Annotated in this window: 13 protein-coding genes; 7 read left to right on the top strand and 6 right to left on the bottom strand. The window is 45.9% G+C overall.

Translation table 11 applies throughout. The features are described 5' to 3' along the window. Nucleotides 1–72: 72 nt before the first annotated feature. Nucleotides 73–1,548: a sodium:solute symporter family transporter gene (locus tag LFX25_RS08720; protein WP_238731558.1), complete on the top strand. Its 1,476-nt coding sequence runs from the start codon at nucleotides 73–75 to the stop codon at nucleotides 1,546–1,548. Here LFX25_RS08720 and LFX25_RS08715 read toward each other — a convergent pair. From LFX25_RS08715 to LFX25_RS08695, 5 genes are all read right to left on the bottom strand, one after another. Further along, the gene (locus tag LFX25_RS08715; protein WP_238729896.1) at nucleotides 1,505–2,335 is read right to left on the bottom strand and encodes an alpha/beta fold hydrolase; all 831 of its coding nucleotides are present in this window, start codon (nucleotides 2,333–2,335) and stop codon (nucleotides 1,505–1,507) included. The genes LFX25_RS08720 and LFX25_RS08715 overlap by 44 nt on opposite strands. Beyond that, the gene (locus LFX25_RS08710) at nucleotides 2,323–3,270 is read right to left on the bottom strand and encodes a hypothetical protein (RefSeq protein ID WP_238729895.1); all 948 of its coding nucleotides are present in this window, start codon (nucleotides 3,268–3,270) and stop codon (nucleotides 2,323–2,325) included. Before LFX25_RS08710 ends, LFX25_RS08715 begins: the two co-directional genes overlap by 13 nt. A 3-nt stretch (nucleotides 3,271–3,273) precedes the next feature. Further along, nucleotides 3,274–4,491, bottom strand: a complete 1,218-nt coding sequence (locus LFX25_RS08705) for a pyridoxal phosphate-dependent aminotransferase (protein ID WP_238729894.1) — start codon at nucleotides 4,489–4,491, stop codon at nucleotides 3,274–3,276. Nucleotides 4,492–4,558: 67 nt separating this feature from the next. Then, nucleotides 4,559–6,268, bottom strand: coding sequence for a DNA repair helicase XPB (locus LFX25_RS08700; RefSeq protein WP_118956662.1), 1,710 nt, complete (start codon nucleotides 6,266–6,268; stop codon nucleotides 4,559–4,561). Between the two features lie 152 nt (nucleotides 6,269–6,420). Further along, the gene (locus LFX25_RS08695; RefSeq protein WP_238729893.1) at nucleotides 6,421–7,326 is read right to left on the bottom strand and encodes an aldose 1-epimerase; all 906 of its coding nucleotides are present in this window, start codon (nucleotides 7,324–7,326) and stop codon (nucleotides 6,421–6,423) included. A 132-nt stretch (nucleotides 7,327–7,458) separates the two neighbouring features. On the opposite strand from LFX25_RS08695, the gene sppA reads away from it, so the two are divergent. The 6 genes from sppA to LFX25_RS08665 are packed head-to-tail and all read left to right on the top strand — an operon-like array spanning nucleotide 7,459 to nucleotide 13,163. Continuing rightward, the gene (gene sppA, locus LFX25_RS08690) at nucleotides 7,459–8,448 is read left to right on the top strand and encodes a signal peptide peptidase SppA (RefSeq protein ID WP_238729892.1); all 990 of its coding nucleotides are present in this window, start codon (nucleotides 7,459–7,461) and stop codon (nucleotides 8,446–8,448) included. 39 nt (nucleotides 8,449–8,487) lie between these two features. After that, nucleotides 8,488–9,912: an MBOAT family O-acyltransferase gene (locus LFX25_RS08685; protein WP_238729891.1), complete on the top strand. Its 1,425-nt coding sequence runs from the start codon at nucleotides 8,488–8,490 to the stop codon at nucleotides 9,910–9,912. A gap of 47 nt (nucleotides 9,913–9,959) precedes the next feature. Then, on the top strand, nucleotides 9,960–10,592 hold the full coding sequence (locus LFX25_RS08680) for a hypothetical protein (protein WP_238729890.1): 633 nt from the start codon (nucleotides 9,960–9,962) through the stop codon (nucleotides 10,590–10,592). Continuing rightward, a complete protein-coding gene (locus LFX25_RS08675) occupies nucleotides 10,589–11,569 on the top strand; it encodes a PP2C family protein-serine/threonine phosphatase (RefSeq protein WP_238729889.1) in 981 nt (326 codons plus the stop codon). The genes LFX25_RS08680 and LFX25_RS08675 overlap by 4 nt, the downstream gene beginning before the upstream one ends. 1 nt (nucleotide 11,570) lies before the next feature. After that, nucleotides 11,571–11,864, top strand: a complete 294-nt coding sequence (locus tag LFX25_RS08670) for a hypothetical protein (RefSeq protein ID WP_238729888.1) — start codon at nucleotides 11,571–11,573, stop codon at nucleotides 11,862–11,864. 3 nt (nucleotides 11,865–11,867) lie between these two features. Beyond that, nucleotides 11,868–13,163, top strand: a complete 1,296-nt coding sequence (locus tag LFX25_RS08665; protein ID WP_238729887.1) for a hypothetical protein — start codon at nucleotides 11,868–11,870, stop codon at nucleotides 13,161–13,163. Here LFX25_RS08665 and glpK read toward each other — a convergent pair. Further along, complete coding sequence (glpK, locus tag LFX25_RS08660; RefSeq protein WP_238729886.1) at nucleotides 13,157–14,647, bottom strand: glycerol kinase GlpK; 1,491 nt, start codon at nucleotides 14,645–14,647, stop codon at nucleotides 13,157–13,159. The genes LFX25_RS08665 and glpK overlap by 7 nt on opposite strands. Nucleotides 14,648–14,684 lie beyond the last annotated feature (37 nt).

Raw genomic sequence — 14,684 nt, 5'->3', positions numbered from 1 at the left:
TTGTTTTGTGTCGCTAAATTCTGCATTTGAAAAAGAGTTTTCTCGTTCGTGTTCCGGCCCATTCTGTCGGATATGCACTTTTCCATTTTAGATCTGATCGTTCTTTTATCGTACGTCGTCTTGGTTCTTTTTTCGGGATGGTTCACTTCCAGAAAGAAGGATAAGGATTCTTCTTCTTACTTTCTTGCGGGAAGAGAACTGTCCTGGATTCCACTCAGTTTTTCGATCGTCGCAACCGAAACTTCCACGCTTACCTTTTTGAATATTCCTGGTTTGAGTTACTCCGGCAATCTCACCTTTCTCGGACTCGGATTGGGTTTCGTTTTGGGGAGAATCCTCGTCGCACAATGGTTTATCCCGATGTATTATCAATCCGGCTTTATCTCGGTGTACGAATGGGTGGGAATCCGTTACGGAAAAGTTTCCCAGAAAACGGTTACCTTCTTGTTCAAGCTCACGCGAATCTTAGGAGACGGAGTAAGAATGTACGCGTCCGCGATTCCGGTCGCGATTCTTTTGGAAGTATTTTTAAAACAATATTCCTCGATAGAAGCGGAAACTCTGCACGTAGAAATTTTAAGTCTTCTTTTGATTTCGGCGATTACGATTCTTTATACGGTTCAAGGCGGATTTCGTTCGGTGGTTTGGGTGGATTCGTTGCAATTTCTGATTTATGTTGCCGGAGGAATCTTCGCGCTTTTTTATCTGAGTTCCCTTTTAATCGACAGAGGATTCGACGTTGTAAGTCTCGCAACCCGGGCAAACGAAGCAAACAAGCTGCGGATTTTCGAATGGAGTGAATTCTCCTCTCCGTATTTTTTACCTACCGCGATCGTTGGCGGAATTCTTTTGACGTTGGGAACGCACGGAGTCGATCAGATGTTCGTACAACGAGTTCTTGCGTGCCGTTCCGAATCGGATGCGAAGAAAGCGATGATTTCATCGGGTATTTTCGTTTTTTTCCAATTCGTATTATTTTTGAGCATCGGGATTCTATTATATTTTTATTATGAAGGTTCGAACCTTCCCAAGGATAAAGTCTTTTCCAAGTTCATTCTCGAAGAAGTGCCTTCCCCGATCACCGGTTTTTTACTTGCGGCGATCTTGGCTTCCGCAATGTCCACACTTTCCAGCTCGATCAACTCGCTTTCGTTGACAACCAAGGTGGATCTCGGATTTGAAAAATTCGGTTCGGGCACGTTGAGTCTGTTCTGGGGAATGGTTCTTTTGTTGAGTTCGTTGCTCCCTCTCTTTTTAACGACCGGCAAAACGGGACTTGTGGAGTTGGGACTTTCGATCGCATCCTACACGGTCGGTCCGATCATAGCGGTCTTTCTCAGCGGAAGAATATCAACTTTTTCGTATATGCAGAATTTAAAGGATAAAAACGCGTCCTTTGCGATCGGACTGACTCCCGTAATCACCTTAGCCTTCGGAAAATCGACGGGTTTCGGATTCACTCTTTTGGTTCCTTTCGGAATCGGAACCTGCCTTTTGATCGGACTTATTCTATTGCAAATTCAGAATCCTCGGACTTCTCCAAAATAGATTCCACGATTCTTCGGAACTCGGCCGCTTTGGTGTAGTGCATGTAATGGTCTCCGTTCGGGATTTCGTAAAACTTCGAATTCGGAAAGAATGAACGAGCCGTAAGACGATCCTCTTTACGAAAAAAATCCGAAATTCCGCCGGTGATAAAGTAGGTTTGTTGCCGGTAGGGTCGATTCGCATAACGCGCGAAAAAATCCTGTAAGAGACGGGGCGACCCGGCGATTCCTTCCACGTTGAGTTTCCAACGATAACCGCCCTCTTCCCTGCGTTCCAGATTCATTTCCAAAAAATTCCGAACGAACGCATCCGGAAGAATTTTCGTCAAGGCCGCGTCGATTTCCTGTCTGGAATTGAATCCGGAAACGTCGGTCCGCAAACAGGCCATTTCGCTTTCATAGTGAAACGGATAATCCTTCGGCGCGATGTCCTCGATCAATAAGATGGATGGAATATTCGGATTCTTTAATGCAAATCCCATTGAAACCAGCCCGCCCATGGAATGCCCTAGAATCGCCGGATTTTCGATTCCGTTCTTCACGATCCAGACCTCCAAATCCTCCACCATCGAAGCGAGGGAATGTTCGGGAGAATGAGGAGAATCCCCGTGGTTTCGAAGATCCATCAAATACACGTCGGAATAACGACTTAGAAAATCGCCGACGCTCAGCCAGTTTTTGGAAGAACCGAAGAGTCCGTGTAAAACGAGGATCGGTCCGCAAACCGGAGAAAGAAATCTCTCGTTTCGAAATTCTATCTTGCGTGAATGGAGATCTACTGTAGACATTCTTTTTGGATGATCTTTAGATATTGATGATACTTTTTGCCGTAACGATACGGAAGGGATTGCAGATCTTTGCGAAAGGATTCGTAGATTTCCTTTCGGGTATCCGGCTTTTCGTTTCCGCATTGTATCGTTTCCGGGTCCTTGGTCAAGGATTCGAACCGTTTGGAAATCTGGCTCGCAAACACGGTCGCATAGTTTCCGTTCGGATTGAGTTGCAGATAACGGATTCTTCGTTTTCTTTCATCGCCGATAAAACAGAAAACATCCCGTTTGCAGTTTAATTCCGGAGTATGTTTCACACCCAAAAACGCGGCAAAATCTCCCGGACCTTTGTCCCTGAATTCTTCACCGATCTTCCAAAAAACTTCCGGGTTGATTTTGGCGGGTTTTCCTCTTTCACCGGGAATGATTTCACCGGGAACTTTGGAAAGATAATCCTGGAGTTTGGATTCTTTTCGTTTGCTTTCGCCTTCTTGCAGAATTTCTAAGATTCGCACCAAAACGACCGCTCTTCTGATTTTTAAATAAAGATATTCGTCTCCGTGATAGATTCCGTTTTCTTCCAGAGAACTTAAATACTGATAAACCGATTCGAGTTCGGTCAGTCCCGTATGAGTCGAATACAACATTCGATCGATGGAACGAAGGATGATTTTGTAAGCTCCTCTTTCTTCCATATCGAAGAGGAATTGAGTTTCGGCCCAACCGCTTAAGCCAGTGGCGTCGGAAACAAAACGAAACCCTCGGTCGTGTTTCCCGTTATGCTTTTCGTTTTTACTTTGTACGATTTCCCCGAAACCGAACCTGCGTAAAATTTCGGACTTCTTATCGGGGAAGAGATAGAGAGGAGAATTCGGTTTTAAAACCAGCCAATCCCCTCCCTGGACTTGGGTAAACGCAGTGAAGACAAATAGGATCAGAACGATCCGTTTCATCGATTACTTGCTCAAGTCCCCGATCATTTGTGCGATTCGTTCTACTCCGCGCTGGATATCCTTTTCTCCCATCGCATAGGAAAGCCTAAGAGCCTGATCTTCTCCGAAAGCGATTCCGGGAACCGCGGCTACTTTATACTTTTCTAATAGAACGTTGCAGAAAATCTTACTCAAAGAAGTTTCAGAAGTTTCTTTTTTGAGCTTTTCGAAACCGGGCGTTTTGTAAACGTCCGTCAAATACGGAAACACGTAGAATGCGCCTTGCGGGTTGTTGCACTTCACGCCGGGAATCGCGTTCAATTGAGCGACGATGAGATTCCTTCTTACTTCGAAAGCCTTTCTCATTTCTTCCACACAAGCCTGATCTCCCCCGATCGCAGCCTGAGCGGCCGCTTGGGAAATCGAAGACGGATTGGAAGTGGACTGACTCTGGATCGTTTCCATGTTTTTAACGATGCTCAAATCCCCCGCTCCGTATCCGATTCTCCAGCCGGTCATCGCGTAGGTTTTGGAAACCCCGTTGATGACAAAGGTCAGTTTTTTGAGTTCGGGAGAAACCATCGCTAGATTGGAAAAGGAAAATCCGTCATAAACGATCTTCTCGTAGATATCGTCGCTCATCACTTGGATTCCGGCGGCGAGAACGACTTCTGCAAGCGCTTCCAAATCCTTTTTGGAATATCCCGCTCCCGTCGGATTCGAGGGAGAATTCAGGATCAGACATTTTGTCTTAGGAGTGATCGCCTTCTTCAATTGCTCGGGAGTGATTTGAAAATTACTTTCGGGAGCGGTCGTAACGATCACGGGAACACCTTCCGCGAGGCGAACGATGTCCGCATAACTCACCCAATACGGAGCGGGAATGATGACCTCGTCTCCCGCGTTGAGGGTCGCAAGAAAGTAGTTGTAGATGACCTGCTTTCCTCCTGTTCCGATGATCACTTGATTCTTATCGTAATCGAGTCCGTTGTCCCGTTTGAATTTCGTGACGATCGCCTCTTTGAGTTCCACCGTTCCGGAAACAGCCGTGTAACGCGTCATTCCCTTATCGATCGCCTGTTTTGCGGCATCTCTAATATGGGACGGGGTTTCGAAATCGGGTTCGCCGGCTCCGAAACTTACAATGTCTTCTCCCTTTTTTTTCAACTCGTTCGCCTTTGCGGTGATTACGAGTGTTGGAGAAGGCTCGATGACGTTCAGCCTCTTTGCGCTGAGATCCATGCTGTTCCTCTTTGAATGTTTTTAACTTCTAATATTCGGTCGTCTCTTTGAACCATTCCGAAGAACGTTAGACGTTGTTCAGCTGCAGCTGAGCCAATTCTTCCTGAGCTTCGCGGAATTGATCCAAAGTATAAATTTCGTATTCGTATCCCTGTTCGGTAAGAAACAACTGGCGGTTCTGTCCGAATCGCTCCTCGTTGGTATCTCTCGAAATGAGAGAATAGAATACGGCCGTGTTATCGTGTCCTTTCGGTCTGAGGATTCGTCCCAATCTTTGAGCTTCTTCCTGTCTGGAACCGAACGTTCCCGAAACCTGGATCGCGATGTTCGCGTCGGGAAGGTCGATCGAAAAGTTCGCAACCTTACTCACGACGAGAGATTTGATCTTTCCGGAACGGAACGCATCGTATAGAGTCTGTCTTTCCGGAAGCGGGGTTTTACCGGTAATCAGAGGAATATTAAACTTCTTTGATATTTCTTCCAACTGATTGATGTATTGTCCGATCACAAGCAGATGCGACTCGGAGTGTTTTTTCATGATGAGATCGATCGCCTTCATCTTTTCCGGATTTTCGGAGGCAAGTCTGAACTTTTCACGGTCGTCCGCAATGGAATACTTCAAACGCAGATCGTCTTCCATATTGACTCGGATTTCCTTACACTTCGCTTCCGCGATCCAAGACTTGCTTTCCAGTTCCTTCCAAGGAACGTCGTATTTTTTCGGTCCGATCAGCGAGAACACATCCTCTTCCAAACCGTCCTCGCGCACGAGCGTTGCGGTTAGGCCGAGTCTTCTTTTTGCCTGAAGTTCGGAAGTCATACGGAAAACCGGAGCGGGAAGCAAGTGAACCTCATCGTAAACGATCAAACCCCAGTTGTTCGCGCTGAAAAGATGGAAGTGGGTAAAATCCCCTCCCTTCTTCTTTCTATGTGTAAGAATGTTATAAGTCGCGATCGTGATCGGACGGATCTCTTTGACTTCGCCGGAATATTCGCCGATATCCTCGGGAGGAATGTCGGTTTTATCGAGAATTTCATTTCTCCATTGGCGGATGGAAAGAGTGTTCGTAACGAGAATCAAAGTTTCCGCGCCTACAATCTGCATTACGCCGATCCCTACGATGGTTTTCCCCGCACCGCAAGGAAGAACCACTACGCCGGAACCGCCTTCGTTACCGCCGCCCGCGTGAAATACTTCCACACAAGCCCGTTGGTAATCGCGCATTCCGAACTTTTTACCGCTGATGCTCTCCGGTCTTAGATTAAAACCGTATTTGTTTCCTTCGTCGTAGCCCGCGAGATCTTCCACGGGGAAACCGATTTTAATCAAGGCTTGTTTGATATGACCGCGGTATTCTTTTTTGATATAAATCTTATCGGGGAATGTAGTTTCGATGAACGGTTGAACCGCTCTGTGATTTCCGATTTCCTGAAGAAATCCTTTTTCATTCGAGATGATTGCGAGTTCTCCGGATTCTTCCTTAACGAGTTTTACTTTTCCGTAACGACTGATCTGTTCGCGGATTTCGTTTACGATGTTCTTGGGAACGGAGTATCGGGAGAATTTTTCCAGACATTCCACGATTTCGTCCGCGGTCATCTTGATCGACGCGGCGTTCCAAAGGGAAAGCGGGGAAATTCTATACGTATGAAGGTATTCCGGACTTTTTTCTAATTCGGCAAATTTGGAAACGATGCTCTGACAGGCTTCAAACTCGGGGTTATCGACCTCCAAAAGCATAGTTTTATCACTCTGAACGATTAAGGGTTTGCTCATTTGTGTCTGGTTTCCTGTTTGTTTAGACTGAAAATCGACCCCTTTCTGTCAAGAAGAATGCAAATGATGGGCTCTTTTCGTTCAACGGGACAAAATACGAAGAACGAAGCATGCGAAAAAGCGATCGATTTCGCGAAAGTTCTAAGAAAGAATCACAACCCGGAAAGCAGAATTTGAAAACTTCCGCTCTTTTCTTCCGCCGGTCGGAGAGTCGTCAAAGAAAAACCGTTTCGAACCGCGTTCCCCGGCGCGCTCATCGGTTCGATCGCGATTCTATTTTCTGAGAAGTTCGTATAAATTTGAAAATACGAAAGCCGTATCTCGTCTTCCTGGAACGCGTTCGCTTGAACGCATACTTGGTACGAATCTTCAGGAACCTGAAGCGTCACCCATGCGTCTTTTCCGTAAAACAAAGAATCCAACGCGGGAACCTTCTCCAATGAGAATCGATCCGTTTCAAAACCGTAGATGGGATAGACCGGAGTCAGATCTTCTTGTAAAGGAATCTGTTTCACAAGGTTAGACCGAAGAATACAAGGCAGTTGCGAAGAATTCATTCGAAAATACGGATGATACCCGTAGCAGAATCGAAACGGATCCTCGGTTCGATTTTTAAAACTCGTTCGAAGCGTAAGAACTTCTTTTCCGAAAATGGATTCGAGAGAATATTCTTCGTGTATCAAAATCTTTGCTAAATCGAAATCGCGAACGGAATCGTCGGGAATCAACTCGAACCGAATCCTTCGTTCGGATCGTTCGACGACCTTTCGTTCCCAAGCGTATGCGAGTCCGTGAGAAGGATAACCGTTTGCGTCTTTGCTCCCGATTTCGGCGAGAGAAATCCAATCTTCTCCCAGTCGAATCGAATCGCCCGTATGCCGATTGACCCAGGGAAACATCAGATACGAACCGGAACGAAAGAAATGGTCCTTCTTCTCATAACCGGAAATGATTTCGAACTCTTTGTCTTGATCCGGGTGTTTCCAAGTCCAGGAAAGAATTTGATTTCCCGATTCGGTGAACTTCAACCGGGAACGTTTGCTGAAAATTTCCTTCACGCGCGCAAGCCTGGCGAAAACGGTTCAGATTTCCAGCGAATTTAGATCCGTTTTTAAAACGTTTAGGTCTTAGGAAAGGAATTGAAAGCCTGCTTTCTTAGAGGAAACTGACGATTCCAGAGGAGAATTTCTTTGAAACACTCGATTCTAACTTGGACAACCTCCGTATTCCTCGGTTTGGTTCTTACAAACTGCTATATTCCGGTCAACGCAAACTTAGGCGGACCGGGAAAGTCCGCCGAACTCAGAGAGAAACTTCTTTCCGGTAGACAGGAAGACAAGATTCTCATCGTGCCGATCGACGGCGTGATCAGCGACGAAGGCGAAAAGACCTTCTTCGGCGGACAAGAAGATTCGATCTTGGCGGGAGTCAAAAAACAACTCGAACTCGCGGAACTTGATCCTGAAATCAAAGCGGTCATCTTAAAGATCAATTCACCCGGAGGCTCCGTTACGGCGAGCGACATTCTCTACAGAGAAATTCTTCAGTTCAAAACCAAAAAGAAAATCCCCGTAGTCGCGCTCTTTATGGATACGGCGGCAAGCGGAGCGTATTATATTTCCATGGCTGCCGATCTCGTGATCGCACACCCGACTTCCGTAACCGGTTCGATCGGAGTCATTCTTTCGGGAATCAACGTAAAGGAAGGTTTGGATAAACTCGGAATCAAGGATCAATCGATCCGTTCCGGCGGAAACAAAACGATCGGTTCTCCTTTGGAAGACCTTTCTCCCGAACAAAGAAAACTTCTTCAGTCGATCGTGGACGATCTTTACGAAAAGTTTTTCGAAGTCGTGAAAAACGGAAGACCCGGAAAAAACGCGTCGGAACTCCGTAAGATCGCGGACGGAAGAATTTTCACCGCGTCCCAAGCGCTGCATCACGGACTGATCGACAAGATCGGTTATTTCGACAACGCAGTTCAAGAGACGATGTCGCTTCCGAATTACAAAAAAACTCCGGGAAACACGAATCCTAGAATCATCTATTATTCTCAAAGCACGGATAAGAGAACGAACTTTTATCAGGTTCAATCTCCCGAGTTAAGACCGGATTCGCCGATCTCTAAAATTTTAGGAACGGGAAGACAGGTTCGTTTTCTATATCTCTGGTCCTATTAAGGTTTATTAGAAATTTAGAATCCACTTTCCGGTATATAGATGTTATTCAATTCGTTACCTTTTCTCTTTTTATTTTTAGTCACGTATCTGATCTATTGGAACGTAAACGGACCTTCTAAAAAAAAGGTCCTTCTCGTTTCTTCGATCGTATTCTACGGTTATTCTCATATCGCCTTTTTGGTTCACTTCCTTCTCGTCATCGGAGTCAATTACTACTTCTCCCTTAAACTCTGGGAAAAAAAGGAAAAGGGAGAATCCACAAACTCCCTTCTGAAATGGGTAATCGTTTTGAACGCGGTCAATCTCGCATTCTTCAAATATTACTATTTCGTAATGGATTCCCTGAGTTCGATCACGGGTATGGAACTCTGGCAAAAATTAGGGACTTCCGTCGAGATCCTGCTTCCGCTTGCGATCAGTTTTTATACGTTTCAATTGATCGCTCTCCAAGTGGACATCCATCGGGGATTGATTCCGCAAAGGATCGCCGGAAACGACTACTTCCTTTTTATTCTCTTTTTCCCCCAATTGATCGCCGGACCGATCATGAGATCCACGGACTTTTTGCCGAAACTCGATCATCCTGAAATCGACAAAAACAGAATGATCCAAGGGATCTTTTTGCTGATCTTCGGTTTGTTTAAAAAATCGGTTCTCGCGGATTCGATCGCCGGAATCATAACTCCCTTATACGGAGAACCCGGTCAATACCACGCCGCTTCGATTTACATCGCGATGTTCGGATTCGCATGTCAGGTTTATTGCGACTTTTCCGGTTATACCGACATCGCTCGCGGTTCCGCATTCTTACTCGGCTACGATATTCCGGAAAACTTCCGAGGGCCGTTCTTGTCCTTTTCTTTCCGCGAGTTCTGGGGGCGGTGGCACGTAACGTTGTCCACTTGGCTTCGAGATTATATTTACATCCCGCTCGGAGGGAGCAGAAAGGGAGAATTCAGATCTCAGTGGAACATGTTTCTTACGATGTGTTTGGGCGGTCTCTGGCACGGAGCGAACATCGCCTTCGTTCTATGGGGAGCCTATCTCGGTTTGATCCTCGCCTTGGAACGATTTTTAGAACCGAGACCGACACCGGGAGCGACTAACGTTTCCCCGTCGAAAACAACTCGAATCGTGCGGACTTTTATCACCGTAAACTTATTCGCGTTTTCCGGTTTGTTCTTTCGAGGAGGTTCCGCAGGAAAGAACGCGGTTCCATTTATGCTCGATCTATTGAGCGGCTATAAGAATATCTTTACCGGCAAAATACTTCCTCGTTGGGAAGAACTTCTGCTCTTCATTCTCCTGACCTTGGGTTTGAACGTGTTTCAATACTTTCCGCAAGCCTTGGAAAAAGTCGAAAAACGTTGGATGGTTCTCATTCCGGTTCTCAGCGTCATTCTGCTCTTGCTTTTGGGAGTATTCGGAGACGGCGGCGGAGAATTTATTTACTTTCAGTTTTAGAACTCTCCGATAGGAAAAGAAGGCGTTTCGCGTCAAAGGAGGATTGCATGAACCGTTACCGATTCTCCTTACGCGTGTTCCGATTCCTTTCCTTTGTTTTTCTTTTTACGCTTTCCTGCGGCGCTCCTGGATGGATCCGACAACTTCCTCCCGATTCATCCGATTCGATTCCCACTACCGGTTCCGCAAAAATTCCGGGAGGAATGTATGTTCGCAATCGGCCGGAACGGTCTCACCGCAATACTCTCTTTTACAAAAATACGGTTCAGGAAAGAATTTTCCTAAATCCGGAGGACCGTAGTTTTGAGAAGTCGATGCGCCGCGAAGTCAAGGACGTAAACGAATACACGACGCATATCGTAAGCGGAAAAGGAAGTTATTCCGTTTCGGGTAACTGGGTCTTATTGGAAACGACGGAAAAAGGGGAAACCTTCTTTCAAGGAAACGGAGAAGCGTTCGAGATCGAATATCTTCCGTTTAACCATAAATTGTTGTATCACTATGATTCTTCCACGAAAACTCTCGTCCCATTATTGTATGAATCGGGATATACCGAAAAGAATTACGGACTCTTGGACGGGATCAGCAAACCGTATTTAGAGGATCGTTATTTTCAGATCGCAAGACGGAATTTCCTGAAAAAAGAATATCAGTTTCACGCATACTTTCACAAACCATGAAGTTATCCGAATATATCAAAAGTTACTTTCAAAGAGTCGGATGGCTTCTACCGAGCGCGAATCTGCTTTGTATAGGTGCGGCCGTCGCGTTCATCCAGAACTCCCCTTTTTCTCTCAAAGAGAAAATCCTGCTCTACTTCGCGGCGATCGGAGTTCTTTATTTAGTAAATTACGTTTCTTTCATATTCTTTCTGACAAAGAAGATTCTTCCGGGCGAGGAAGTCCGCGGAAGAATCATGAAGCGGTACCGCAAAGGCGACGATCGAATGCAGAGTTATCTGTTTCCTCTTCCGGTCGACGACGGAAACTACGAGATCTACGGCCGAACCCTCACCTACAATCCGATCGGCGGTGACTTCTATAATTTTTTGACCGATTCTCGGGGAAATTATTGGATCGGGATCGGGGATTCCGTCGGTCACGGTTATCTCGCAGGACTATTCAGCATGATGATCTTTCAAAAAATGTCCCTCTTCGTTCGAAGCGATTCGACTCCGCACGAAACCATAGAAAGAATCAACGAAGACCTTCTCAAACGAACGCAGCAAAACCCGACGATCAATCAGAGTTTATACGCGACCTTTCTGCTCATCAAGGCGGATCAACAAGGAAACGTGCAGCATTCCGGTCTGCACCCGAGCTTTGTCGTTTACAGCAAATCCACCGGGAGCAATCGAATTGTCGAAACCGACGGAAAATTTATTTCTACGACCATGAATTCCAGCTTGAAAAACGTTCCGGAAACGAGCGGCTTCCGATTGGAATCGGGAGACATCGTATTTTGCTTTACAGACGGGCTCTACGAACAGAAAAATAACGGGAACCATTATTTCGGAGAAGGTCTATTTCGTTTTTTGGAGGATGTTCCGAAAAACGATCTGCGTAAAATCGCCGACAGTCTGTTCGCCGAAATTCTAAAACATACCGGGGGAAGAATTCAGGACGACATGACCATCCTCATGATTCGTAAAAAGTGATATGCTGGAACTTACAGAATTGGAAAAGAAAATCCTGAACCTGATTCCTCTGGACGATCGAGACGTGCGCAAATTGGGAAGAATTCTCCACGACGCCACCCTTGTTACCGGAATGACGGAAGACGAGATCATAGAATTCATTCCCTTCGGCCTCGAAGAGGAAATTCATATTCTAAAATCCGAATATAATTTTGCAGTGTTTAAAAAAGCTCTCGTGTCCAAACTCACAAAACGGGACCATTCTTCTCCCGCACTTTCGACCCCGATTCCGGATACGATCAGCCCTTCGTATTAGGCGATGCCCTTAGAAGAAGGAACGAATTATTTTTTTATCCAAGCCAACCCGGACGCGGTCGTCCGATTCAAATCGAGAGCGGAACCGTTTTACGATTTTAACAAGAAGGAAATCGAGGAGCTTCCCTTCTTATTCGCATCCCCCGCTCTTGTTCCACGATTTTTATACTTTTTAGAATGGAACCGTGTTTCTCATTCCGCAAAGTCCATCGATTCCCGCGCCTATTTGAGTTTTGAAAACGGAAAGATTCATTCCCAGAGCGAACGTTTTTCGAGCGAGTCTTTTGAAATCGTAAACGAACAACTTTTTCCGATTCGGCAGAATCCCTATCTTCCGGTGGGTTCGGCGCCGTTTCGAATTTCCCGAGCGGAATCGGAGATGACAACGATCGGAACGAAACGAACGGGAAATTTTTCCCTGTTCGGCCAGAAAAGAAACAAAATGATTTCGACGCGTTATTTGTCTTTGAAGGACATCGTCAACCCGGAACTGACCGAAACCGAAATCGAAAAAAAGATCGAATTCCTCTATTTCGACGCAAAACAAAAAAACTATTTATTCCGTCTCGTTCAAATTCTCTTTGCGGGGACTCCCGCGGAAGAACAAACCATCGTCTCGAATCTTTTCACACACGAACCGGAGTTCGCCGTTTTTCTCAGGGACCAGATCTTTCAAATCGAGATAATCCCTCTCATCCACGGACCTTTCCTAAATCGGATTCTAACGACGATGGACGAGCGGATCATTCGATTTTCGATTCCGAAACTTTCCCCTCCGGTCAGATCGATGATCGAAAGAAACATCTCGAAGAACAAAATGAAATCCATATTGGATTCTCCTCCTAAAAAACCGGAAACGGGAGAATCTTTGGAAGAAACGATCGAAAAGGAAATTTTTCGGAACTTTTCCAGAAAGATTTATTATGAAAGCGGAATATTCACGATTTATCAAGAATCTTTGGAAGATTCCAAGCTCGATCCGAGTAGTCGAACCGAAACGAAATTTCAAAGCGTCCCACATTCTTTAAAATTCAACTTTCAGATTTCGGGAATTCCCGCATTGGAACTTTACGCGGTTACGGAGAAATCGATCCTATTCCAGGTTGGACAATGGATGGAAATCGTTCGTATGGACACCTTGATTTCGAGAAGGGAAAGGGACGAACAATTCTTTTTGAAACTTCCTCCCGGAAGAATTCTCGAAATCCCTTTCTTTCCGGAATTCCGAATCCTATGCGGAGCCGGAATCACTTCGGAAAGAAAGACATTCGAATTTTGTTTATTAAGTTTCGATTATTGATTGGTTCGGATTCTACGAACGGAATCCTTCCAAATTTGGATTTCCTTTTCCCTCTGCGACGCTTTCATCTGCGGAGAGAATTCCTTGCTCGTCTTGAGTTTTTTCTTGAGATCAGAAACCGAAGGAAAGAAACCGCGTTCCAATCCCGCGAGAAAGGCCGCCCCCAAAACGGTAGTATCCACGTTTGCGGGACGAATCACACGTTTTCCTAATATATCCGCCTGGTATTGCATGAGCCAGGAGTTTCCGGTAGCTCCCCCGTCCACCTTCAAAACTTTCAATTTGGAGCCCGTATCGTTTTCCATCGCTTCCACGAGTTCGTAGGATTGGAGCGCAATCGATTTCAAAGCGGCTCTTGTGATCTGTTCGGCGGTCGTATCCCGCGTCAAACCGAGAATCGCACCTCGCGCATTCATATCCCAATACGGAGCGCCTAACCCGGCAAAGGCGGGAACAAAAACGACCTCGTCCTCTTTCCGAACGGAAGCGGCGAGTTTTTCGGAAACCTTGGATTCTTTAAAGAATTTAAGATTGTCCCGTAGGAACTGAACGACGGCGCCTCCGATAAAGACCGATCCTTCCAGACAATAAACGGTCTTTCCTTCCGGGCCGCATCCGAGAGTCGTAAGCAGGTTGTTTTTGGAGATTTGAAAATTATTCCCCGTGTTGAACAAAAGAAAACATCCGGTTCCGTACGTGTTCTTCGCTTCTCCCGGTTCCGTACAAAGCTGACCGAACAAAGCACCTTGTTGATCTCCCACGAGGGAAGAGATCGGGATTCCATCGGGAAGTCCTTTGACCTTTTCGGTTCTTCCGAACAAGGAACTGGAATTGTGAGCTTCGGGAAGAATGGAATCCGGAATTCCCAGAATCTGAGTAAGATCTTTGTCCCATTCCTTCTTTTCGATATTGTAGATCAGAGTACGGCTTGCGTTCGTATGATCGGTCTTATGCGACTTACCGTTGGTCAAACGATAGAGAAGGTATGTGTCGATGGTTCCGAAAAGTATTTTTCCTTTTTCCGCTCTCGCCTTAACGCCTTTTACGTTTTCCAAAATCCAATGGATTTTGGTTCCGCTGAAATACGCATCCAAAACAAGACCGGTCTTTTTGCGGAAAGTCGGCTCGAATCCTTTCGACTTGAGATCCATACAAGTCTCGGAAGTTCTTCTGCATTGCCATACGATCGCGTTGTAAACGGGTTTGCCCGTGTCCTTGTCGAACAACACGGTGGTTTCTCTTTGATTGGTGATTCCGATCGCGACGGCTTTGGATGGACTGAGCTTTCCGTTGCGGATCGCTTTCACGATGAGCTTTTCGGTCTTTGCCCAAATTTCCTCCGGATCGTGTTCCACCCAGCCTGGCTTCGGATAATATTGTTTGAATTCGGAGTAAGCGCTGGAAATCACGTTCCCGGATTTGTTGAAACAAAAGATTCGAATCCCGGTGGTTCCCGCGTCGATCCCGATGATATACTCACTCATGAAAGATTCTCCCGAAAGTTTTATGATGAACCATAAA

It is taken from the genome of Leptospira sanjuanensis (assembly GCF_022267325.1).
In the GTDB taxonomy this organism is placed as follows: Bacteria; Spirochaetota; Leptospiria; order Leptospirales; family Leptospiraceae; genus Leptospira; species Leptospira sanjuanensis.
Note: the sequence above shows the minus strand (reverse complement) of the source record. Positions and strands in the feature narration are given on the sequence as shown.